At 56.8% G+C, this 22105-nt stretch carries 20 protein-coding genes and 1 pseudogene; 13 read left to right on the top strand and 8 right to left on the bottom strand.

Translation table 11 applies throughout. The annotated features are described in order from the left end of the window. Nucleotides 1-13: 13 nt before the first annotated feature. From H5P17_RS03455 to H5P17_RS03440, 4 genes are all read right to left on the bottom strand, one after another. A complete protein-coding gene (locus H5P17_RS03455; RefSeq protein WP_182821266.1) occupies nucleotides 14-682 on the bottom strand; it encodes a methionine ABC transporter permease in 669 nt (222 codons plus the stop codon). Further along, complete coding sequence (locus H5P17_RS03450) at nucleotides 675-1700, bottom strand: methionine ABC transporter ATP-binding protein (RefSeq protein ID WP_182821264.1); 1026 nt, start codon at nucleotides 1698-1700, stop codon at nucleotides 675-677. Before H5P17_RS03450 ends, H5P17_RS03455 begins: the two co-directional genes overlap by 8 nt. Nucleotides 1701-1946: 246 nt before the next feature. Beyond that, a complete protein-coding gene (locus H5P17_RS03445; RefSeq protein WP_044549090.1) occupies nucleotides 1947-2390 on the bottom strand; it encodes an acetyltransferase in 444 nt (147 codons plus the stop codon). A 29-nt stretch (nucleotides 2391-2419) separates the two neighbouring features. Next, a complete protein-coding gene (locus H5P17_RS03440) occupies nucleotides 2420-3310 on the bottom strand; it encodes a LysR family transcriptional regulator (RefSeq protein WP_182821262.1) in 891 nt (296 codons plus the stop codon). Nucleotides 3311-3430: 120 nt separating this feature from the next. On the opposite strand from H5P17_RS03440, the gene H5P17_RS03435 reads away from it, so the two are divergent. From H5P17_RS03435 to H5P17_RS03420, 4 genes are all read left to right on the top strand, one after another. Then, nucleotides 3431-4411, top strand: a complete 981-nt coding sequence (locus H5P17_RS03435) for a quinone oxidoreductase (protein ID WP_044549094.1) — start codon at nucleotides 3431-3433, stop codon at nucleotides 4409-4411. A gap of 58 nt (nucleotides 4412-4469) precedes the next feature. Beyond that, a complete protein-coding gene (locus tag H5P17_RS03430; protein ID WP_182821260.1) occupies nucleotides 4470-5342 on the top strand; it encodes an oxygenase MpaB family protein in 873 nt (290 codons plus the stop codon). 166 nt (nucleotides 5343-5508) lie between these two features. Beyond that, on the top strand, nucleotides 5509-6612 hold the full coding sequence (locus tag H5P17_RS03425; protein ID WP_044549096.1) for a suppressor of fused domain protein: 1104 nt from the start codon (nucleotides 5509-5511) through the stop codon (nucleotides 6610-6612). Between the two features lie 27 nt (nucleotides 6613-6639). Next, nucleotides 6640-7167: a cysteine hydrolase family protein gene (locus tag H5P17_RS03420; protein ID WP_182821258.1), complete on the top strand. Its 528-nt coding sequence runs from the start codon at nucleotides 6640-6642 to the stop codon at nucleotides 7165-7167. A gap of 45 nt (nucleotides 7168-7212) precedes the next feature. On the opposite strand, the gene H5P17_RS03415 is transcribed toward H5P17_RS03420, so the two are convergent. Both H5P17_RS03415 and H5P17_RS03410 read right to left on the bottom strand, forming a co-directional pair. Further along, the gene (locus tag H5P17_RS03415; RefSeq protein WP_182821257.1) at nucleotides 7213-8088 is read right to left on the bottom strand and encodes an NAD(P)-dependent oxidoreductase; all 876 of its coding nucleotides are present in this window, start codon (nucleotides 8086-8088) and stop codon (nucleotides 7213-7215) included. Between the two features lie 81 nt (nucleotides 8089-8169). After that, nucleotides 8170-8916: an SDR family NAD(P)-dependent oxidoreductase gene (locus H5P17_RS03410; RefSeq protein WP_182821255.1), complete on the bottom strand. Its 747-nt coding sequence runs from the start codon at nucleotides 8914-8916 to the stop codon at nucleotides 8170-8172. Between the two features lie 129 nt (nucleotides 8917-9045). Here H5P17_RS03410 and H5P17_RS03405 point away from each other — a divergent pair, with 129 nt between their 5' ends. Next, nucleotides 9046-9981 carry a LysR family transcriptional regulator gene (locus tag H5P17_RS03405; RefSeq protein WP_182821253.1) on the top strand — a complete coding sequence of 312 codons (936 nt, stop codon included), beginning with the start codon at nucleotides 9046-9048 and terminating at the stop codon, nucleotides 9979-9981. 157 nt (nucleotides 9982-10138) lie between these two features. Next, nucleotides 10139-11146: a tryptophan--tRNA ligase gene (gene trpS / locus H5P17_RS03400; protein ID WP_182821251.1), complete on the top strand. Its 1008-nt coding sequence runs from the start codon at nucleotides 10139-10141 to the stop codon at nucleotides 11144-11146. A 43-nt stretch (nucleotides 11147-11189) separates the two neighbouring features. Here trpS and H5P17_RS03395 read toward each other — a convergent pair. Both H5P17_RS03395 and H5P17_RS03390 read right to left on the bottom strand, forming a co-directional pair. Next, nucleotides 11190-12552 (bottom strand): annotated as a pseudogene (locus tag H5P17_RS03395) (MFS transporter). Nucleotides 12553-12770: 218 nt separating this feature from the next. After that, nucleotides 12771-13676, bottom strand: a complete 906-nt coding sequence (locus H5P17_RS03390) for a GntR family transcriptional regulator (RefSeq protein ID WP_182821249.1) — start codon at nucleotides 13674-13676, stop codon at nucleotides 12771-12773. A gap of 141 nt (nucleotides 13677-13817) precedes the next feature. On the opposite strand from H5P17_RS03390, the gene H5P17_RS03385 reads away from it, so the two are divergent. The 7 genes from H5P17_RS03385 (at nucleotide 13818) to H5P17_RS03355 (ending at nucleotide 22094) form a co-directional block, all read left to right on the top strand. Next, nucleotides 13818-14843, top strand: coding sequence for a zinc-binding alcohol dehydrogenase family protein (locus H5P17_RS03385; RefSeq protein ID WP_182821247.1), 1026 nt, complete (start codon nucleotides 13818-13820; stop codon nucleotides 14841-14843). Between the two features lie 121 nt (nucleotides 14844-14964). Beyond that, nucleotides 14965-15798, top strand: a complete 834-nt coding sequence (gene phnC / locus H5P17_RS03380) for a phosphonate ABC transporter ATP-binding protein (RefSeq protein ID WP_182821245.1) — start codon at nucleotides 14965-14967, stop codon at nucleotides 15796-15798. A 51-nt stretch (nucleotides 15799-15849) separates the two neighbouring features. Then, a complete protein-coding gene (gene phnD / locus H5P17_RS03375) occupies nucleotides 15850-16782 on the top strand; it encodes a phosphonate ABC transporter substrate-binding protein (RefSeq protein ID WP_020825829.1) in 933 nt (310 codons plus the stop codon). 58 nt (nucleotides 16783-16840) lie between these two features. After that, nucleotides 16841-17704, top strand: a complete 864-nt coding sequence (phnE, locus tag H5P17_RS03370) for a phosphonate ABC transporter, permease protein PhnE (protein WP_044549108.1) — start codon at nucleotides 16841-16843, stop codon at nucleotides 17702-17704. Next, the gene (phnE, locus tag H5P17_RS03365) at nucleotides 17701-18600 is read left to right on the top strand and encodes a phosphonate ABC transporter, permease protein PhnE (RefSeq protein ID WP_182821243.1); all 900 of its coding nucleotides are present in this window, start codon (nucleotides 17701-17703) and stop codon (nucleotides 18598-18600) included. Before phnE (H5P17_RS03370) ends, phnE (H5P17_RS03365) begins: the two co-directional genes overlap by 4 nt. Before the next feature lie 272 nt (nucleotides 18601-18872). Next, a complete protein-coding gene (locus H5P17_RS03360) occupies nucleotides 18873-21440 on the top strand; it encodes a putative mucin/carbohydrate-binding domain-containing protein (protein ID WP_182821242.1) in 2568 nt (855 codons plus the stop codon). A 189-nt stretch (nucleotides 21441-21629) separates the two neighbouring features. Continuing rightward, nucleotides 21630-22094 (top strand): DUF1456 family protein, encoded by a 465-nt coding sequence (locus tag H5P17_RS03355; RefSeq protein ID WP_044549113.1) that lies wholly within the window; start codon nucleotides 21630-21632, stop codon nucleotides 22092-22094. Nucleotides 22095-22105 lie beyond the last annotated feature (11 nt).

The following is a 22105-nucleotide window of genomic DNA, read 5'->3' as shown; positions in this document are numbered from 1 at the left end:
ATTCCCTGGTTATTTATCGTTTATCGAGCGTGGTTGTAAGGGTGTCGCCAATGAACTGGATAACGAAAACGATCAATAAAATCGTTAGCGTCGCGGCCAGCGTTACGTCACCGTGGTTGCGTTGAAAACCTTCCAGATAGGCCAGATTGCCCAGCCCGCCTGCGCCGATCACCCCGGCCATCGCGGTGTAGCTCACCAGCGCGATCAGGGTGACGGTAATGCCTGAAACCAGTGCCGGTGAGGACTCCGGCAGCAGCACGCGGAAGATAATGGTGCTGGTTTTGGCGCCCATGGAACGCGCCGCCTCAATCACTCCTTTGTCGACTTCGCGCAGGCCAATCTCGACCAGGCGGGCGTAGAACGGTGCTGCGCCGACAATCAGCGCCGGCAGTGCCGCATCTGCGCCCAAAATGGTGCCGATCAGCGTCTTGGTGAACGGGATCAACAACACGATCAGAATGATGAAAGGAATGGAGCGGAACACGTTGACCAGCACTGAAATCAGCGAATAGATGGCGCGGTTTTGCAGCAGCTGACCGCGGGAGGTCAGGAACAGCAACACCCCGAGGACGATACCGAGTACCAGCGTCGCCAAACCGGCGATCCCGGTCATATACAGGGTTTCCCAGGTGGCGTTCAGCAACTGCTCAATGCGCAGGTGAGGGAACAGTGACTCAAGCATGTTTAATAACCTCAACGGCGATCTGTTGCTCTTTCAGCAGCGTCAGCATGCTGTCGATTTGCAGGTCGTTGCCTTCGACGTGGATATACAGCTCGCCAAAGGTGCCATTCAGGGTTTGGCTGATTTTGCCGTGCAGGATGTTAACGCTCACCTTGTAACGCAGGATCACCTCGGAAATCACCGCCTGATGGGTCTGCACGCCGACAAACGTCAATTTGAATATCGCACCCGACAGATGCTGGCTCAGCAGCGGATTGAAGCTTTCCTCGGTCTCCTGATACTGCGAAACCTGTTTGACGAACTGTTGAGTGATCGGCTGCTGCGGCCGGGTGAACACGTCGATTACCGGCCCCTCCTCGACGATGCGGCCGTTTTCCATCACGGCCACCCGGTGGCAAATTTTGCGTACGACGTGCATTTCATGGGTGATCAGTACAATGGTCAGGTTCAGCTTGCGGTTGATGTCCAGCAGCAAATCGAGGATCGCGTCTGTGGTTTGGGGATCGAGCGCCGAAGTGGCTTCATCGCACAGCAAAACCCCCGGATTATTGGCCAGTGCGCGGGCGATGCCGACGCGCTGTTTTTGTCCGCCGCTCAACTGCGACGGATAAGCATCTTCGCGGCCCTGCAGCCCAACCAGCGCGACCAGTTCCGCCACCCGCGGTTTAATCTGCGCTTTGGGCACGCCGGCGATTTGCATGGAAAAAGCAATGTTCTGGCTGACGGTGCGTGACCACAGCAGGTTGAAGTGTTGGAACACCATGCTGATTTTCAACCGTGCCTGGCGTAAGGCGTTGCCTTCGGCTCCGGCGATATCGAAACCTTCAACCTGAATGCTGCCGCTGCTGGGCGTTTCCAGCCCGTTGAGCAAGCGGATCAGCGTGCTTTTACCGGCGCCGCTGTAGCCGATGATGCCGTAGATTTGCCCGGCCTCGACCGCCAGGTTGACGTCATCCACGGCGACAACGCGGCCCTGTGCGCTGTCAAAAGTTTTGCAAACGTTCGAAAGAACGATCATAGAGAAGTGAATCCTTATTAATACATCACAGCGTTCCGCCCGGAGCGCCGGATAAAGGGTCGGCTTCTTGGGATTAGGGGCAGACGGAACCTCTGTTGCCGGGTGAATACGGGCCAATCCTACCGGGGGTTTATAGTGACAGGAAGAATGTAAATTCTATTAGTTATTCTGATTTGGTATATCAAATGATGAGCGGAAGTGATGGTGAAACGACGGCCGGAGCCAACCCCGGCCGATGGGTTTGAATTAACGTTTGGCGAGTTTCATATGCAGCAGCGGGAAAGGGTTGCCCTGACCGTCGAGCGCCGAACGCCCGGTGATTTCAAACCCGTAGTGGCGGTAAAATCCGCTGGCCTGCGGGTTCTGTTCATTGACGTCCAGTTGCAGTTCATCGTGCAAAGTTTCTGCATGCTCCAGCAGTGCCTTGCCGACTCCCTTGCCGCGCTGATCCTGGTCGATAAACAGCATTTCCACTTTGTTGCCGCTCAGTCCGATAAAGCCGCAGGGGCGGTCGGTATTGTCCACGGCAACCCATACGTTGACCGCGGGCAGGTAATCGTTCAGCACCAGCGGATACAGCTTGGCGATGTCTTCTTCGGTAAGAAAATGGTGGGTGGCGCGTACCGAACGCTGCCAAATTTCCACCAGTTGCGCATTGTCTTCTGCCGCGCGAGCTCGGATTGTGAACATGGTAACTCCCGTATTTGGACTCACTTATTTTAAACCCGGCCCCACAGTCTGGCTACGGTCAGGGCGATAAAGGCTTCCAGCTTGGCGGATTGCCGTCGTTCGGGCAGATAGACCAGGTGCATCGATCGCGGCAGGGGGGAATACTCCGGCAGTACCCGAACCAATCGGCCTGTGGCGATGTCTTCGTCCAGTAGCAGACCGGCATGCAGCGCGATGCCAAAACCCGCCAGCGCCGCCCGGCGTACCCCTTCGCCGGAGTCCATTTTCAACCGCGGCCTGACCGGTATGCTGATCTCACCCTGCGGCCCCAACAGCCGCCAGAAGTGGTTGCCCTCCCACTGGCTGAAACCAAAGCAGCTGTGTGCGCTGAGCTGCTCCGGCCGTGCCGGTTCACCGTGCTGTGCCAGATAATCCGGCGAGGCAGCCAGCGTCATGCGGTAATCGGGCAGGGCGCGCGCCACCAGGCCGTCGTCCGCCACCGGCCCGATGCGAAACGCGGCTTCGTAGCCTTCTTCAATCAAATCCACCTTGCGATCCGACAGCACCACTTCCGCTTCCACCTCCGGATGCCGTTGCAGGAACTCGGTGAGGATCGGCGTCAAAACGCGGTTGCCGAAGGTGACCGGCGCACTGATACGCAACAATCCGCTGGGCGAACTTAGCAACGCTCTTGCGCTGGCTTCGGCCGCATCGGCATCGGCCAACAGCCGGCGGCAGCGTTCGTAAAACACCCGGCCCGCCTCCGTCAGCCCCTGGCGGCGAGTAGTGCGATTAAGCAGTGGCGCATTGAGCCGTTGTTCCAGATAGCGGATGTGCTTACCCACCATGGTTGGCGAGATCGCCATCTCTTCGGCGGCGGCGACGAAGCTGCCTTTTTCCACCACCCGCACAAACACCGCCATGCTGGTTAATCGATCCATTATAAACCTCTGGTGTTTTCTGAATGCTTTTTTGGCCACTGTTGCCGAGTATAGCGCTTTGCGATAATGATTCTATCGACCGTCAGTGTGTTATTGGCGGAAATTTTCCGGAGTGGCGACATGCAGGCATTAGCGTTTGAACAATTTGGCGGGCCGGACGTGCTCGAATACCTGGAGCTGCCGACGCCGGCGCTGCCTGCGGGGGCGGTACAGGTGCGGATGGGGGCCGCCGGGCTGAATTTTGCCGATATCTATCGCCGCAAAGGCAATTACGTACTGCACGGCAATCCCCCGCATATTGGCGGTTACGAAGGGGTCGGGACCATCATCGCCTTGGGTGAGGGCGTTCAGGGCTGGCAGCTCGGAGAGCGGATTGGCTTCGCCGACGTGCCTTTCTGTCATGCTACCCGCATCAATGTGCCGGTGGAGCACGCGCTGCGTCTGCCGCAGGCATTGAGCGACGTTGAAGCCGCCTCCATTTTGCTGCAGGGGCTGACGGCGCAGTACCTGATCAATGACAGCGTTCAGGTCAAGGCGGGCGATCGCGCCCTGGTACATGCCGCCGCCGGCGGTGTCGGACAGATCCTTACCCGGATGCTGGTGGCGCGTGGCGCGCAGGTTTACGCCGTTGTCTCTTCGGCGCATAAACAGCAGATTGCGTTAAACAACGGCGCAATGGCGGCCTTCACTTATCAGCAGGATTGGGTCACGCAAATTGCCGCCCTGACCGACGGCGGCGTTGAGTACGGCTTTGACTCCGTGGGCATCACCCTACAGCAAAGCATCGACGCGCTGCGCCCCGGCGGTCGGGTGGTCACCTTCGGCATGGCCGGGGGCGAGGCACCGGCGATCTCTGCTTATCAGCTGATGATGGATTCCAAAGGCGTAGTGGGGGGCGATCTCTGGACTTACCTCAATAGCGCAGAGGCGCGAAGTACACGGGCCGAGCGTTTGTTCCGCAGTTGGCAGAATGGGGAGTTTGCTATCCCGCACATCGAAACCTTCCCGCTCAGAGAGGGGGCGGCGGCGCACCGTCGCCTGGAAGATCGCAGCTTTGCCGGCAAAATTGTGCTGCTCAACGACAGCGACCCGCGGAGTTAAAAGCGGTATTTCGCTTCATGTTACACTGGCCGCCAGAAGCTAAACGGGGCCAGTCAGGATGGAAGTGTTACGCGCAGCGATAGAAAAACAGGTCATCAGCCTGACCGGGCTGGCGCTCGGCGGCATTGATTTTGAAAATCCGCCGGGGGATCCGGGCCTGTTCGGCCCGCAGTCGGTTATCTGGCAGGTGCACAACGATTTTACCTCGATGCTGTGTGGGGGCGTCAGCGCCTTGCTGATGCAGATGCTGCACCCGCTGGCGTTGGCGGGAGTGTGGGATCATTCCAACTTTCGCGAAGATATGATCGGTCGCCTGCGCCGTACCAGCCAGTTTGTTTCCGTCACCACCTTTGGCCCCACCGCCGAAGCCGAACGCCTGATTGCCAAAGTCAAAGCTATTCACTTACGGGTCAACGGCGTCAGCAGCGATGGTAGGCCTTACGCCGCCAGCGATCCTGAGTTGCTTACCTGGGTGCACGTGGTGGAAAGCAGCCGCTTTTTGGCCAGCCATATACGCTACCGCAACCCGTCTCTTCCCCGCGAAAAGCAGGACGAATATTACCGTGAGGCCGCACGCGTAGCCGCAGCCCTGGGGGCGCAAGAAATCCCGACCTCCTGCACGGCGGTGGAGGATTATCTGCAACGGATGCGCCCGCAATTGGTGTGCGATGAGCGCACGCGGGAAGTCGCGCGTATTCTGCTGGCCGCGCCGGCCCCCAGCGCATTGGCCCGGCCTTTTGGCGCTTTGGTGATGCAGGCGGGCATCGACCTGTTGCCTGACTGGGCGCAACAGCAGTTTGATTTTCATCCCGGAACCTTGCGCCGTCGTCTGGTACGCACCGGTGCAGGGGGCGTCGGTAAAGTGCTGCGCGCCTCAATGCGTAATGGTTCATACCAGCGCGCGCTGCGCCGAATTAACCGACAGGCCTGAATCGGCGCAGACTATAATTCTTACCAATAACCTGATGTTTCGGGGCACTTTTGAGACTTTTACGGGTGATCCGAGCGGTAATGCGCTTTACACTGGATAAAAGCCAATTTCCATTTTAGCGTGCAGCATGGTTCATTCTGTCGCGCTTTGACCTTATTGAGGTGATATGAACGAGTCATACGTACTTGCTGAAGTCAGTAATGAGAACCAGACGCTGGTCGCAGTGGTTCAGCAAGATCACCGGGCTGCTTATTTTTATATTTACCCTTCAGAAGAAAATAGCGAACGTTTTCAGGTGCGCGCTTGCTGGCTGCGTAACCTGGCCGCTGCGCCGCAGCAGGAAGACAGTGCCGCACTGGCGCTGGGGCAGCCACCGATGCTGGCGGCCGAGTTTTGCCGCAATCTGGAAGGGGAAGCGCCGCTGAACCCGGAAGGGCTGACGGTGGTTTGGACCGAGAGCGACGACGGCGCGGCACTGTGGTATTACGGCCAATTGCTGGCGGTGATCCCCGGCTGGAGTTTGTACATCGACCATTCGGTATGTTATTCCGCCAGCTGCATCAAAGAGAGCCCGTTGGCTTATCCGCTCGGCTCCGCCTCTACCAATACCCAGTACGCGCTGGCGGAAAGTACCCGTCAGTTCTGGCGCCGCTGGCAGCGGGAGGAGGGCAATCCCTGGCCAAAGATGCAGAGCGATTATCAGGCGCATTACGAGCAGCATTTTGGCCCCTCGGTGAAATACTACGCCATCGATCAGGGCAAGTGGCCGCCGATGGCGATCACTCAGCATGAACGCGACGGCATCTACTATTTTCTTACCCTGGGTGTCAGCATTCGGCCGATGCCGTGGGTAGAGATCCTGTTTAACGACGACGCCTCCCGCTATCGCCGCATGGAAATGGGCATCGCCATCGACGGTCAATACATGACCGAAGAAAATGCGGTACAGATGGCCAGCGCGTTGGCCGGTTTCGCCCACGTGCCTTGGTCAAAAATCACCTGGTTTGGCGAAGGGCATACCCTGGAGTCCGAAGTGGCACCTCAGGGCTATGAGGGCTACGTGCTGTCTTCCTCTTTTTATCCGTATCACGAGCATCTGAGCCTGCCGAAACAGTATGGCGATCCGGTCAATATCTTTTGGGCCAGCCCGGTATTTGAAGCCGAGCGCCTGCTGGCGCATGCGACGCCGAATGGGGGGCATGAGTTGGTTAACAAACTGCGTGAGCAGGGCGTTGACCATATCTTCCGCCCGCGTCAGCCGGTATGCTGAGGCGGAATTTCTTCTCTGGAGCCAATCATGAAGTCAGCGCTGTTGGTTATTGATGTGCAGAAAGGGTTGTTTACACCGCCGCCGGCGGATGCCGAAGCGACGATTGCTCGTATTAACACCCTGAGCGCCGCTGCCCGTCAGGCCGGCGTGCCGGTGATTTTCATTCAGCATCAAACGCCGGATGATGAGTTGGCGCACGGGAGCGATGCCTGGCAAATTGATCCTGGTTTGCAGGTAAAGGCCAGCGATCATCGGGTAGAGAAAACCACGCCGGACTCATTCCTGCGTACCGGATTAGGGCCGTTGTTGATTGCGAATGGTATCTCGCATCTGGTGGTCTGCGGCTATTCTACCGAGTTTTGCGTGGACACCACCACTCGCCGCGCCGCCGCGCTGGGTTATCCGGTGACGCTGGCGGCCGATGCGCATACCAGCCACGACAAGGCGCACGCCTCCGGCTTGCAGATCCGCGCTCATCACAACGCCACACTGTCGAATATCGAAAGCTTTGGTGTTCTGATCGACGCACTGCCAACGGCAGAAATTCGTTTCTGACGGCCAGGTAAAAAAAAGCCCGGAGCGATCCGGGCCCATCAAAGGTTATTTCAATCCGGCTCTGCGTGCCGCCACTTTGGCTAACGCCGACCAATCCAAATCTGCGTCGCCTTGCGCCACCGCGTCGAGGAAGTTGTCCTTCAGCACGCTGGCGAACGGCATTGGCGTGTGGCTGTTGGCGCCGGCCTCCAGCGCCAGGCCGACGTCTTTCATCCCCAGGCTTAATTTAAAACCCGCAGGTTCAAACTTTTCTTCGGCGATCAACCCCCCATAACCCTTGTAAGCCGGGGAGGCAAACAGGGTACTGCTGAGCATGTGCAGGTAATCCGCGCCGGAGACGCCGTAGTTGCGCACCAGAGCACTGCCTTCCGCCATCGCCTCAATGGCGCTGGCCAGCGTGAAGTTGGCGGCGATTTTAACGATATTGGCCTGTTCGGGCTGGTCGCCAAAATGCCAGGTCTGCTGGCCGAGCACCTCAAACAGCGGCTGCACTTTGGCGAGCAACAGCGGATCGCCCGCCGCCAGAATATTCAGCTTGCCGGCGGCGGCTACGTCCACCCGCCCCAACACCGGTGCGGCGATATAACCGACGTTGCGCTCCGCGTGCAGCAACGCCAGCCGTTTGGCCAACGCCACCGAGACCGTCGCCATATTGACGTGAATGGCTCCCGCCCGCAGCTGTTGCAGCAGCCCGCTTTCCACCACTACCTGCTCGGTGGCGGCATCGTTGGCCAGCATGGTGATCAGCACGTCCACCTCTGCCAGTTCTTCCGGCTGCCGTGCCTGCAAGGCCCCGGCGCTCACCAAAGGCTGCGCTACCTGGGGCGAACGGTTCCATACCTTTAGCTCATAGCCAGCCTGCAACAGGTTGGCGGCCATCGCGCTGCCCATACCGCCCAGGCCGGCAAATCCGATTTTCATATCGCGTTCCTTTTCTCAGGTTATCTCCCTTCACCCTAACGCGACGCCCGGGGAACGCAAATGGCGGAATGTAACGCTTTCTTAACCGACCCGCGCACCTCCGTTAATCGAGGTAACGGTTCCGGTGATGAAGGATGCCTCTTTCGAAGCCAGCCAAAGCGCGGCGCTGGCGATATCCTCTACCTGGCCGGTGCGCCCCATCGGCGTTTCGGCCGCGATAGCGTCAATGCGATCCTGCGGCAAACCGGCACCGAAAAAGCGTGTATCGGCGATAAAACCCGGCGCGATAGCGTTAACCGTGATGCCTGCTTCGCCCAGTTCGCGCGCCAGGCTGAGGGTAAAACCTTGCACGCCGGCCTTGGCGGCGGAGTAGCCCAGAGCACCGGCGCTGCCGCTGCCGCATTGGGCGGCAATCGAACTCAGGTTGATGATCCGGCCGCCCGGTTTACGCAGGTGAGGCAACATCGCCAACGTAAACAGAAAGGTACTTTTCAGGTTTCCGTCGATCACCGCGTCCCATTCCTGCTCGGCCTGCGCCAGGGGCGTATCGGCGGCAATCACCCGGGTAAAACCGGCGTTGTTGATCAGCACATCCAAAGTGCCCAGATCGGCGGCCAACTGAGTGGCCACTTCTTCCACCGCGCCACGTTGGCTCAGGTCCGCCGCATAATAGCGGGTGCCGTGGCCAATTTGCTGTGCCGCCTGTTGCAGGCGTTGGGGGTTACGCGCCACGATGGCGATACGGTAATCCTGTTGTACCAGTTGCTGGGCGATGGCCAGCCCAATACCGCTGGAACCGCCGGTAATCACCGCTGTACGTTGCGTCATAGCTGATTCTCCTGTGCCCGGGGTCTACGCCGGAATGGCGCAGCACTTGAGGGTTCGGAAAGTATTGGCTTTCGCTATCGATACATCCAATACTCTATTTATACTTCCAAAATACGAAAAAGGTATCACGTGATTGAGCTACGCCAACTGCGGCAATTTGTCGCCGTCGCCGAAGAGATGAGCTTTCACCGCGCCGCCGAGCGTTTGCACATGGCGCAGCCGCCGTTGACGGCCGCCATCAGAAAGATTGAGCAGGAGCTGGGTGTCCCCTTGCTGGAACGCGGCAACCGGATCACGCGCATCACCGAGGCAGGACAGGTGTTTCTGATCGAAGCGCGGCGGACCTTGGCGCAGTTTGAGCGCACCCTTGGCAATACCCGACGTGCGGCGCGTGGCCTGACGGAATCGCTGCGGCTGACCTTTGTCGATAGCACGGTGAATGCCCTGCTGCCGGGGATCCTGCGTCAGTTTCGTCAGGCGCATCCCCTGGCGGAGTTCCATTTGCAGGAGGCCACCACCGCCGAACAGCTGATCGCGCTGCGCGACGATCGTGCCGATATCGGCATGGTGGTGCTGCCGGTGGCACCGCAGGATGACCTGCAGATTCAGCCTTTTTTATACGACCGCATGGTGCTGGCGCTACCGGACCACCATCCTTTGGCGACGCAACAGCAGGTGACGCTGAGCGATTTGGCCGATCAACCCTGGGTACTGTTTCCGGCGCATTATGGGCCGGGGATGCACGCGGCGATTTTGCAGGCCTGTGCGGTGGCGGGGTTCAGCCCGCGTATCGTCCAGGAGGCGCGGCAGATGCAAACCATCGGTGGGCTGGTGGCCGGTGGCGTGGGGATTACGCTGATGCCAGCCCTGTTTGCGGTCCTGAAATCACCCGGCGTGGTGTTTCGCGAACTGAGCGGTGCGGGCAGCCCGGTGCCTTATACGCTGGCGCTGGCCTTACGCACCCCCTCAGCGCTGACCGAGGCATTCTGCCGTATCGCCGGCGAACAGGCTGCGGCCTGGCAACGCGCGGTGATTGACAACCGGCGCGTTGGGGGGATACCTTAAAAGCATGAATATGCCGATGCACTCCACTCACAGCCAGTCTTGGTGGCGCCTCCTCTGAAGGCGGCACGGGTATTCACACCTCTTTTCAATGCCGCCGGTTCTGGCGGCATTTTTATTGCGTTGATCCGGTGGTGTATTTACTTTCAGGAGCAATGCAATGAGTTACACCATTTTGACCGGCGATCGCGCCACCGGATCCCTGCATTTAGGCCACTACGTCGGATCCTTGCGCCAGCGCGTTGAGCTGCAGCAACAGCATCAGCAAACGGTGCTGGTCGCGGATCTGCAGGGGCTGACCGATAACGGTAACAATCCGCAAAAAATCAGCGCCAACGTGCTGAATCTGGTCGCCGACTACCTGGCGGTCGGCATCGATCCGCAGAAAACCACGATTTGCCTGCAATCCGCGCTGCCGGCACTGGCCGAACTGACCATGTATTACCTCAATCTGGTCAGCGTGGCGCGGTTGGAGCGTAACCCAACGGTGAAAAGCGAAATTATCGAAAAGGACTTTTCCCGCAGCCTGCCGGCCGGTTTTCTGGTTTACCCGGTCAGTCAGGCGGCGGATATCACCGCATTTGGCGCGACCCACGTGCCGGTCGGCGAAGATCAACTGCCGATGCTGGAACAGACCAACGAGATCGTGCGGCGATTCAATCGCATCGTTGACAGGCCGGTGCTAACGGAATGCCAGCCGCTGCTGAGCAATGTCAGCCGGCTGCCGGGTCTGGACGGGCAGGGCAAGATGTCGAAATCGCGCGGCAACACCATTACTCTGGGCGCCGATGCCGAGCAGGTGCACAAGGCGGTGATGAGCATGTTTACCGATCCTGGCCACCTGAACGTTCAAGATCCCGGTCGCGTGGAGGGCAATATGGTGTTCACCTATCTGGATGCTTTCTGTGAGGATGCCGATCTGGTTGCCGATCTGAAGGCGCATTATCGTCGTGGCGGGCTGGGGGACGTGAAAATCAAACGTCTGTTGGAAGATTGCCTGCAAAGCCTGCTGGAGCCAATCCGTACCCGTCGGGCCGAGTACCTGGCCGACAAGGGCGAGCTGTTGCGCATTCTGCAGCACGGCACCCAACGTGCCGATCAGGTTAGCAGGCAGACGTTGACGCAGGTGAAGGCCGCGCTGGGGCTGGATTTCTTTAGCCTGAGTTGAAAGTCCGCCCTCTCCAGAGGGAGAGGGCGGCGGGGTGAAATCCTCAGGCGGCGCTGTCAACGATCGGGTGTTTAACCACGAAGATATACGACAGCGCACCTATCAGGGTGAAGCAGGAACAGAGGATGAGCGCCAGGTTGAAAGAATGGGTGGTATCGAGGATCCAGCCGGTGACTACCGGCGCGAACGAGGCGAAGATAAAGCTGGCGAAGTTTTGAATGCTGCCGACGGAGGCCGTCATGCGCGAGGTTACCGCCACGTGGATCAGGCCCCAGCAGGAGGTGCCGGCAAAGTGGATACAAAACAGCGCCATGCCGATCAACAACACCGCGCTGTAGGTAGTGGTAGCCTGGGCAACCACCGCGGTAAAGGAAGCGGACAACAGCATGCCGGCCACAATGCAAATTTTGCGGCTTTTCAGCGGTGCCATGCCGCGCCGAACCAAAAAGTCGGTGACGAAACCGTTCGACAACATCCCGGCGGCGCCAAACAGGAAGGGGATGGCACTCATTAGCCCGGTGCTTTTCAGGTCCAGATGGTAAGTGGTTTGCAGGTAACCCGGCAGCCAGGCCAGATACAGCCAGGCGGTGTAGTTGATGCCGCTAAAGCCGATCATCATGCCCCACATGGTGCGGTTCCTGAATAGCCCACGCCACTCGCGAAAGTTCATCGGTTCAGGCCGCGCGCTGACGCTACCGGCGTTCAGATAGGCCTGTTCCTGAGCACTCAGGCTGACGTCCTGCCGGTTGCGGTACAGCATGTACCAGCCGATCGACAAGGCAATCCCCAATACGCCGATGGTGATGAACATACCGCGCCAGCCAAAGGCCAACATCATGGCCGTGAGGATCGGCGGGCTGATCGCCAGCCCGATGGTCGAAGCGGCATTGAAAATGCCCATGGGCATGCCGCGATCCTTGATGTTGAACCAGTCATTGATCACCTTGACGCCGCACGGATTCATTGGCGCTTCGCCGATCCCCAGCCCGATAGATACGTACCCAGATAAACTGGGTGAAGTTATGGATCATGCCGGACAGCGTCTGAAACACCGACCAGACAAACATCCCGATCCCCAGCATCAGACGCGGGCCCTTTCGATCCAACAGCGGCCCGCAGGGGAGCTGAGCGATGCCGTAGGCCAAGGAGAAAGCCGACAGCAGCAAGCCGATTTCGGTGCCGCTCAGGCCCATTTCTTCCCGGATGGTGGAGTTCGCCACTGAGAGCGAGCTGCGATCGAGAAAATTGATTATTGCCGCCATAAATAGCAACAACATGGCCGTAGTTTGGATTTTTTTAATTTTTGCCGAGCGGACTAACATGCCCTCCGGCGGCATAGGAATTATGTGATCGGAATAGGGATCCGTTTGTGGTTTACCGCTATCGACGGTTTGGGTTCTTTCCATCTTTATTTGCCTCCAGAATTTCGCATTAATAATATTTATTATTCCGGGTATTCCCCTGGGAAGTGCATTAGCAGGTGGTCGGCAGTAAGCCTAGTGGGCGAAATGGGGTTGGCGGTGTGTTTTGTCGCGGTTCCGTGCAGCAGCCAATATTTTGCTGCTTTTTATCGGTTTTAAATGCTGTAGGGGTGTTTTTTATCAATAAAGAACACCACCCCCGGTCAGGCGATGCTCTGATTGAGAGAGCGGATCATGGACTGCTTGGCGGTGTCCAGATGGCGGTGCAGTCCGTTGATGGCCTCCTGATCGTTACGGCAGATCAACGCGCTGAGAATAGTCATGTGTTCTTCAATGGCGACGATATTGCGTTGTTTAAGGTCGGTTTCATCCCACTGGTAGTGGAAATGGAAAATCACGGAAATGATCTCCAGCGACTGGTTGAAGAACGGGTTGTTGGCGGCGGAGAGGATCAGCCCGTGGAAATCGCGATCCAACTGGGAAAACAGGCGATAGTTGTCGCTGATGTTTTCCCGCAGTTGGCGGTGACGGCTCAGCAGCTCTTTGGCCTGCAGCCAGCGCTCGTCGTGCATCGGCAGATTGATAAAGTGGGAAAGGGCGTGCGTTTCCAGCATCTGGCGCAATTCAAACAGCTGTTCGGCGTAACGTTGATCAAATTTCTTCATGCTCCATTGACCACGTCGGACGCTGTCGATCAGGTTGTAACGGCTGAAGTGCAGCAGAAACTCCCGCACCACCACTGGGCTCACGTTGACCGCACGCGACAGCTGCAGTTCGCTGAAGGTATCGCCGGCGCGCAGCTGCTTTTGGTTGATCATTTGGTAGAACGCCTTTTCAAACTTCTTCCCCTGTTCATCAAGAGAAAGGCTCTGGCAATCGAAGCCATCTGTCGGTTGCGCCCGGCGTAAAATAACGTAGTCATCGCCGACTTTTTCCAGCACGCCACATTGGGATAAGTGCGTCAGCGTATGGCGCACGGTGGTGCGGCTGATGTTGTACATTTCAGCCAGGGCGGCCTGAGACGGCAGCGGCGAGCGCAGGTGACCGTTATTGATGCTGTCGATCATCTGGTTTACCACGTTTTGCCGCAGGTTTTGGGTTCTGCTCATGCTGTGCCTCAGGGGTTTTTTATGCATTTAAAACCAATTTAAATCGGTTTATTTAGCGATACCTCACAGATTTGTCTGAACATATCGGCAGCGCTCCGGTTTTTATTTAATAACCTCCTCATCATGAGTGGAGGAAAAACGATGACAACAATGAAAACCTTAGTGTGTGAGCAGCCGACAAAATTAGTTTATCAACGACGTCCGGTGCCTTTCCCTGCAGCGCAGGAAGTGGTGATCAAAATAATCACCGTCGGCATTTGCGGCACGGATATTCATGCCTGGTCCGGTCATCAGCCTTTCTTCAGTTATCCACGCGTATTGGGCCATGAAATATGCGGTGAGATTGTCAGCGTCGGCAATAACACCACCGGCTGGCAGGTGGGCCAGCGGGTGGCGGTCATGCCCTATATTTCTTGCCATCGCTGTGGCGCCTGCCAAAGCGGCAAAACCAATTGCTGCGAGAAGATTTCGGTGATTGGCGTCCATCAGGATGGCGGTTTTTGCGAATACCTCAGCGTGCCGATCGGCAACCTGCTGGCGGTGGACGATTTGGCCCCTGAAGCGGCGGCGCTGATTGAGCCTTTTGCCATCAGCGCTCATGCGGTGCGTCGTGCCGGGATTGCGGCGGACGATCAGCTGCTGGTAGTCGGTGCCGGGCCTATCGGGCTGGGCGTCGCGGCGATCGCCAAAGCCGATGGCGCGCAGGTGGTGGTGGCGGATACCAGCGCCGAGCGTCGGCGGCACGTCGAGCAGGTGTTGCAGTTACCAACGCTTGATCCGCAGGATGAACGCTTTGATGCGGCGCTGCGCGGCCAGTTCGACGGCAAATTGGCCGCCAAGGTGATTGATGCCACCGGCAACCCGCAGGCGATGAACCACGCCGTCGATCTGATTCGTCACGGCGGCAGCATCGTGTTTGTCGGCTTGTTTAAGGGCGACCTGCAGTTCTCCGATCCGGAGTTCCATAAAAAGGAAACCACCCTGATGGGCAGCCGCAACGCGACCGGCGAAGACTTTGCCAAGGTGGGACGGCTGATGGCAGCAGGGAAAATCACCGCACAGATGATGCTTTCGCACCATTTTGATTTCGATACCCTGGCGGAGCATTACGAAGCACAGGTGATCAACAACAGGCAGTTAATTAAGGGTGTCATTCACTTTCAATAAGCCCCCAGCGGGAAATGATGGCACGCGTCATTTCCCGGCCATAAAAGCATCATCCCGTTGTCATAAACTTATCCGTTAATAGGTGCCCATAATGATTAGTCACTGAAACCAGAGAAATCATATGGCTCAGGCACTGTTAAAACTGGCACCAACCGATTTTCCAGGGCAGCAACCGGTTCAACTACGAAAAGTGTTATCGGTTAAAGGTTTGGGAAAAGCGTATAAATCTCAGCATCGCGTGCTGGATGACATCAACTTCGACCTGCACGTCGGTGAATTCGTGGCGGTGATCGGGCGTTCCGGCGCCGGCAAATCCACCTTGCTGCATACCCTGAACGGCACCATTCCTTCGAGCTGTGGCGAGATGCTGCACTTTGAGGATGACGGCGTAGCTCAGGATATCGCGCAGCTTTCCCCTCGTCAGATGCGGCAATGGCGTGCCCGCTGCGGCATGATCTTCCAGGACTTCTGCCTGGTACCACGGCTGGACGTGATGACCAACGTGCTGTTGGGGCGACTGAGCCACACCTCTACCCTGAAATCCTTCTTCAAACTGTTTGACGATACCGACCGCGCCCGTGCTATCGAGCTGTTGCAATGGCTCAATATGCTGCCGCATGCCCTGCAGCGCGCCGAAAACCTGTCGGGCGGTCAGATGCAGCGAGTGGCGATCTGCCGGGCGCTGATGCAAAACCCCAAAATCCTGCTGGCCGATGAGCCGGTGGCGTCGCTCGATCCGAAAAATACCCGTCGCATCATGGATGCGCTGCAAAAAGTCAGCGAAAACGACATCGCAGTGATGGTGAACCTGCACTCGGTCGAGTTGGTAAAAGAGTATTGCACCCGGGTGATCGGCATTGCACAGGGCAAGATCGTGTTTGACGGACACCCTTCGCAATTGAACGAACGGATACTGCACCAGCTGTACGGCGAGGAAGCCAATCAGATCCATTAACCACCAGAACCTTTATCTTCACTTTTACCTTTACACACACAAGGCATTGTAATGAAAAAAGTATTGAGTCTGACCACAGTGATGGCCGGCGCGATGATGGTATTTAATGCTGCCGCAGCGGATGCACCTAAAGAACTGAACCTGGGCATTCTCGGCGGACAAAACGCCACCCAGCAAATCGGCGACAACCAGTGCGTGAAGCAGTTCCTGGACAAGGAACTGAACGTGGACACCAAGCTGCGCAACTCGTCTGACTATTCTGGCGTGATCCAGGGCCTGCTGGGCGGCAAAATCGATCTGGTGTTGAGCATGTCGCCATCGTCGTTTGCCTCGGTCTATATCAAGGATCCGAAAGCGGTAGATATCGTCGGCATCGCGATTGACGACGTTGACCAATCTCGCGGTTATCACTCCGTGGTGGTGGTCAAAGCCGGCAGCCCGTATAAAAAGCTGGAAGATCTGAAGGGCAAGGCCATCGGCTTCGCCGATCCGGATTCCACTTCCGGTTTCCTGATCCCGAACCAGGAATTCAAGAAACTGTTCGGCGGCACGGTAGACAACAAATACAACAACGCCTTCTCCAGCGTGACCTTCTCCGGTGGCCATGAGCAGGACATCCTTGGCGTGCTGAACGGTCAGTTCGAAGGCGCGGTGACCTGGGCGTCGATGATCGGCGACTACAACACCGGCTATACCAGCGGCGCGTTCAACCGCATGATCCGCATGGACCATCCTGATCTGATGAAACAGCTGCGCATTATCTGGCAGTCGCCGCTGATCCCGAATGGCCCAATCCTGGTGAGCAACTCGCTGCCGGCTGATTTCAAAGCCAAGGTCGTGACGGCCATCAAGAAGCTGGATAAGGACGATCACCAGTGCTTCATCAAGGCCATGGGCGGTAAACAGCACATCGGTGACACCACTCTGGCGGAATACCAGAACATCATCGATATGAAACGTGAGCTGACCAAAGGCGACCGTTAATGCTGACGGGGCTCGGCCTGGCCGAGCCCCGCTGAATTCCTCTCGTCGGAAACCTATTTTGAATACAGATTTTGCGCACTACTACCAACAGATCCGCAGCAAGCAAAAGCGCGAGACGCTGTTTTGGTCGCTCGGTCTGGTGGCGCTCTACCTGGGCGCCGGCAACATTGCCGAGTTTAACCTGCACACCGTGTGGGTCTCCATTCCTCACTTCTTTGATTATCTGGCGGAAACCATCCCCACCCTGCATTGGAATCTGCTGTTCGCCGATGGCCGAACCGAAGGCTCTTTGGCCTACTGGGGTTATCGGTTGAATATCCAACTGCCGTTGATTTGGGAAACGCTGCAGCTGGCGCTGGCGGCGACCATTCTTTCGGTGCTGGTGGCGGGGGCGCTGGCATTCCTGGCGGCCAACAATACCCACAGCCCGGCGTCGTTGCGGTTGGCAATCCGGACGCTGGTGGCGTTTTTGCGCACCATGCCGGAGCTGGCTTGGGCGGTCATGTTCGTGATGGCGTTTGGCATCGGTGCCATTCCGGGCTTTTTAGCCCTGGCGCTGCACACCATCGGCAGCCTGACCAAGCTGTTCTATGAATCGATCGAAACCTCGTCCAACAAGCCGGTACGTGGGTTGGCGGCCTGTGGCGCAACGCCGCTGCAGCGCATGCGGTTTGGCCTGTGGCCTCAGGTAAAACCGGTCTTCTTGTCGTACAGCTTTATGCGCCTGGAAATCAACTTCCGTCAGTCGACCATTTTGGGGCTGGTGGGGGCGGGCGGTATCGGCCAGGAGCTGATGACCAATATCAAACTCGATCGCTATGACCAGGTCAGCATGACGCTGCTGCTGATTATTCTGGTGGTTTCGCTGCTGGATTATGCCTCAGGCGAACTGCGTAAACGGGTCGTGGAGGGGAAAAAATGATCACGGGACCAACGCTCACGGCGGAAGGGCTGCAGGCGCTCAAGCAGCAGCATCCGGAGATATTCTCGCAGCAGCGCCGCTACCTGCGCACCGTCGGCATTATCGCGGTAGCGATCGCGCTGTATTACCTGTTCTTCTTCCAGTTTTTCGGCATCTCCTGGCCGCAGTTCGTTAACGGGTGCCATCAGCTTGGCCGCTATTTTATGCGCATGTTCGTCTGGCATGATTTCGTCAACTGGCCGTTCATGTACTATTTCCAGCAGATTTTCATCACCATCGGCATCGTGTTTGCCGGGACCATTACCGCTTCGTTGATCGCCTTGCCGCTGTCGTTTTTCGCTGCGCGCAACGTGATGTCAACGCCGCTGTTGCGGCCCATATCGGTGGTGGTACGGCGGTTTTTAGATATTTTTCGCGGCATCGATATGGCGATCTGGGGGCTTATTTTTGTCCGCGCGGTTGGCATGGGGCCGCTGGCCGGGGTGCTGGCGATCGTGATGCAGGACGTTGGGCTGCTGGGCAAACTGTATGCGGAAGGGCACGAGGCGGTCGATAAATCCCCGAGCCGTGGCCTGACGGCCGTGGGGGCCAACGGTCTGCAAAAGCACCGCTACGGCATCTTCACCCAGTCCTTCCCGACCTTTCTGGCGTTAAGCCTCTACCAGATTGAATCCAACACCCGCTCGGCGGCGGTGCTGGGCTTTGTGGGGGCCGGCGGCATAGGGTTGGTGTATGCGGAAAACATGCGGCTGTGGAATTGGGACGTCGTGATGTTTATCACCCTGATCCTGGTGGTTGTGGTGATGATCATGGATAAGGTGTCGTCGATTCTGCGCAATAAATACATTATCGGCGAAGACATTCCGTTGTATCAGCAGAAAAGCCAAATCGATTAATAACCGACGCTGTTCCACAGGCGGTTGGGCATATTCGGCTTCTGATGCTGCGTTATCCCCTGACAGGATTAACGCAGCATATAAATAGCCAGGTAATTATGATTAAGGCGCAATGTCACCGTTGCGCCTTTTTATTTTGATGGTGTTTTCCCCCCTCGCTGCTCGATGTGTTGTGTGGTACTTCAGTAATCGCTATCAGTTAGTGCATAAGCGCATTCTTAATTATTTTATCCAGGTCTGTTAGAGGACAAAATAACCTTGAGGAATGCAGGATGCCAACTATCACTAAATCAAAATCACTTTATACTTTGACGCGACCCGTTTGGTTAGATGCGGCGGGCATGAGCAAAGGGATCGACCACGATCGTCAACATCTGGGGATTATTCTCGCCGCCGGCCAAGTGGTGCGAGTTCGCCAGACCAATGCGGCCTTTAGCGGCAAGCTGAAGCTGCGCTTGCTGAACGACGACAGCAAAACCGAGGCCGAATTCACTATCGGCAGCAGTTGGGTTGAGGCCAGCGTGAAGGCCGTATCCGTGCCGTTTATCGACACGCCTTATGTGGCTGGGGCGCCCGTCGTGGAGGTTGAGTACCCGGACACGTCGAAAATCTTGCCGGTCTACCGTAAAGGCGAAAACGAAACGGCGTTCTTCGCCCGCTGGGATAACCAGGATGCGGAATTTGCATTTGTCGAGTCCGACTACGCGGCGCTGCTGGTGCCAAAAATCAGCAAAAAAGAGCTGAAGGCGCTGGGCGAAGCTAAAAATATCGACGGTCTGATCGCCTATTACGATCGCATTTTCACTTTCTATAATGCGCTGGCGGGGGTGTCATTCGAGGCTGAGCATGCTTCGGATCTTAATATTAAAAACCGCTACTTTATTAAGGCCGACAAAAATGGCGCCGGAGCGGCTTATTACGGTGGCCGTTGGACAGCGGAAACCAGTAATTCTGTCAGCAGTTTCTGGCTGACCCCGAAAGACAATAACTGGGGAAGCCTGCATGAAATTGCCCATGGGTATCAGGGCCATTTTATGGGCGATAAATACTTCGCTACCGGTGAGATGTGGAACAATATCTATGCTGCCTGTTATCAGGATGTGATGCTGGGGGCGCGCAAATATCAAGAAGGCTGGTTGTATGCGCATGGCGATATGGCCGGCGTGGAGAAGGTCATTGTCGATTTTATCGCCAAAGCCACTCCGCTTAACCAATGGGACCTGCGTTCCAAACTCTATTTTGCCGTTCTGATGGTGGATAAGGCGGGAAAAAATGCCTTCACCCACTTCAACCAGCAATACCGTAAAAGTTGCAATACCCCGGGCTTTGTTCCTTCCGAACATGCGCTGCTGGATATGCTGAGCGAAAGTTTTGCGGTCTCCGGCGGGCAAGTTGACGTTACGCCATTTATCCAACTGGTTGGCGGCTACGTCACGCCAGACCAGCAGAAGCGTCATGCCTTTAGCCATGCGAAAGCGGTTTATCCTCTCTATCAATTGGTTGCGGCGCAGGATCTTGAAACGGTGAAAACACAGTTGAAGCTGGACTCTACCCTGCGTCTGGTGGATTCAGCCCAGTTGAAGGCCACCGGCCTGAAAGGCAGCGTTACCCTGAGCTTTGACATTGACGATTTCGCCCAGATTTACGGCGAAGATCTGATCCTGCTGGAAGGAGCCCGATACGTTCGCACAGTGCGGATTAGCAGCCCAACAATGGTGTTGAAAGATCTGCCGATTGGCGTTTATACCCTGCGGCTGCCTACCGGTAAAGACCGCAAGTATCAGTTGGCCCAGGGGTACCTGGTGCTGAAACAGGGTGATAACGCGCTGAAGCTCGGCTTCGTTAAAAAAGCCGCGTCGCCGATCGTCTCGCAGGAAATTAACCTGTTGGGGCTGAGCGATGCCGTTTTCGCCACGGTTGTGGCCGATCATGGCAGGGGCAAAGTGGTGATTGACGTTACCAGCAAGGAGCCGCACTCTTATTTCCCCGGTGAGACCTATGCCAAAATCACCCTGCGCAATGCACAAAATGCGGTGCTCTTCAGCAAGGATATCCAGGGTACCGCCGCAAGCCTGAGCCATGACGAGTTGCCTCTTGCCGTTGGCGACAAAATTGAAATCTATCATGTGGAACCGGGACGCGTACGGGTGACCCCGGCCTCTCCAGATATCATTGATGTAAAGAATAAAACCAATCTGTTGTCGATCACCCGGGCCGGGTTGAAAAACGAAGCGCTGTCAGGCAGTCCTGAGGCGGCTTTGTTGGTCCGGCTTGAGTCAGCCGTTCAGCGTTTGCGCGGCTACCGTCAGGCGTATTTAGCGCCGTTCAGTGAGTTTAAAGACGATATCTATCTGGCGATCAATACCTTCGATAGCCCACAGCGCGAACAGTTATCGGCAAGCTATCAGGACTGCATTCCGGCTCACAATACCCGGCCGGGAGACCTCTTGGGCAATGCCTTTACCCTTGCCGGCAAAGGCATTGGCGATCGTCAGTTCCTGACCGGTACGGTCGATTTGGTGAAGAAAACTTGCACCCTGTCGATTGAGGCAGGGATTGCACATCATTACTTCACGGATGTTTATGCGGCCGTTAGCTACACGGATGCGGAAGGAAACGTACTGTATAGCGATGAGGTAGTGGGTAGCCAGGAGCAACAGGCTCGTTCGGTGGTGTTGCCCATTTCAGGCTACGGCGGCGAGGTGATTCAACTGCGGCATGAGGAACCGGATAACCGTCTGATTATCACCAACGAGATGCAGCATGTCCGTCTGGCTGAAAAGGGCAAGCAGCAGAGCTATTGCCTCACGTCGGTGGGGTTGGAGCGGATGGCTGAATAACCTGTAGCAAGCTGGTTAATGGCGCCGGGTTGATTGCCCGGCGCCATTTTAGTTTAAGAGCCCAAAGGCCAAATCGATTGAGAAACCCCGCACTGATCCTTATACTGCCGCACATATTCAAGGCGTGCGGCACTCATTTCATTTAACAACGCGAGCACGCCTTCCGGTTTACAAGCTAAAGGCAATTCTATGATCAACAATGACGTGCTGCGCAGCGTGCGCTACATGCTGGGTATTAACGACGCGAAAATGGTCGAGATTATCAAACTGGATAATTTTGACGTTGCGGTCTCGGCGATGGGCACTTACGTCATCAAAGAAGGTGAGCCAGGTTTCGAGAAGTGCCCGGACGAAGTGATGGCTCACTTCCTGAACGGTCTGGTGTTTTTCAAGCGCGGCAAGGACGACAAGTTCCCGGCGCCGGAAGTGGAACTGCCGATCACTAACAACCTGGTGTTGAAAAAGCTGCGCGTGGCGTTCGAGTTGAAAGATACCGACATGCATCAGATTTTCACCGCCGTTGATTTCCGCATTTCCAAGCCGGAGCTGAGTGCGCTGTTCCGCAAAGAAGGCACCAAAAACTTCCGTCCGTGCGGCGATCAGATGCTGCGTTATTTCCTCAAAGGGTTGGCGCAACGCCTGCGCGGCGCATAAATTACGCCACC

Source organism: Serratia sp. OS31, from assembly GCF_014164835.1.
GTDB classification, from domain to species: Bacteria; Pseudomonadota; Gammaproteobacteria; order Enterobacterales; family Enterobacteriaceae; genus Serratia; species Serratia liquefaciens_A.
This window is presented reverse-complemented; position numbering and strand designations above follow the sequence as displayed.

Bases quoted from the DNA above. Each gene is read 5' to 3' on its own strand.
- H5P17_RS03455 (WP_182821266.1), bottom strand. From the start codon at position 682: ATGCTTGAGTCACTGTTCCCTCACCTGCGCATTGAGCAGTTGCTGAAC.
- H5P17_RS03450 (WP_182821264.1), bottom strand. From the start codon at position 1,700: ATGATCGTTCTTTCGAACGTTTGCAAAACTTTTGACAGCGCACAGGGC.
- H5P17_RS03445 (WP_044549090.1), bottom strand. From the start codon at position 2,390: ATGTTCACAATCCGAGCTCGCGCGGCAGAAGACAATGCGCAACTGGTG.
- H5P17_RS03440 (WP_182821262.1), bottom strand. From the start codon at position 3,310: ATGGATCGATTAACCAGCATGGCGGTGTTTGTGCGGGTGGTGGAAAAA.
- H5P17_RS03435 (WP_044549094.1), top strand. From the start codon at position 3,431: ATGCAGGCATTAGCGTTTGAACAATTTGGCGGGCCGGACGTGCTCGAA.
- H5P17_RS03430 (WP_182821260.1), top strand. From the start codon at position 4,470: ATGGAAGTGTTACGCGCAGCGATAGAAAAACAGGTCATCAGCCTGACC.
- H5P17_RS03425 (WP_044549096.1), top strand. From the start codon at position 5,509: ATGAACGAGTCATACGTACTTGCTGAAGTCAGTAATGAGAACCAGACG.
- H5P17_RS03420 (WP_182821258.1), top strand. From the start codon at position 6,640: ATGAAGTCAGCGCTGTTGGTTATTGATGTGCAGAAAGGGTTGTTTACA.
- H5P17_RS03415 (WP_182821257.1), bottom strand. From the start codon at position 8,088: ATGAAAATCGGATTTGCCGGCCTGGGCGGTATGGGCAGCGCGATGGCC.
- H5P17_RS03410 (WP_182821255.1), bottom strand. From the start codon at position 8,916: ATGACGCAACGTACAGCGGTGATTACCGGCGGTTCCAGCGGTATTGGG.
- trpS (WP_182821251.1), top strand. From the start codon at position 10,139: ATGAGTTACACCATTTTGACCGGCGATCGCGCCACCGGATCCCTGCAT.
- H5P17_RS03390 (WP_182821249.1), bottom strand. From the start codon at position 13,676: ATGAGCAGAACCCAAAACCTGCGGCAAAACGTGGTAAACCAGATGATC.
- H5P17_RS03385 (WP_182821247.1), top strand. From the start codon at position 13,818: ATGACAACAATGAAAACCTTAGTGTGTGAGCAGCCGACAAAATTAGTT.
- phnC (WP_182821245.1), top strand. From the start codon at position 14,965: ATGGCTCAGGCACTGTTAAAACTGGCACCAACCGATTTTCCAGGGCAG.
- phnD (WP_020825829.1), top strand. From the start codon at position 15,850: ATGAAAAAAGTATTGAGTCTGACCACAGTGATGGCCGGCGCGATGATG.
- phnE (WP_182821243.1), top strand. From the start codon at position 17,701: ATGATCACGGGACCAACGCTCACGGCGGAAGGGCTGCAGGCGCTCAAG.
- H5P17_RS03360 (WP_182821242.1), top strand. From the start codon at position 18,873: ATGCCAACTATCACTAAATCAAAATCACTTTATACTTTGACGCGACCC.
- H5P17_RS03355 (WP_044549113.1), top strand. From the start codon at position 21,630: ATGATCAACAATGACGTGCTGCGCAGCGTGCGCTACATGCTGGGTATT.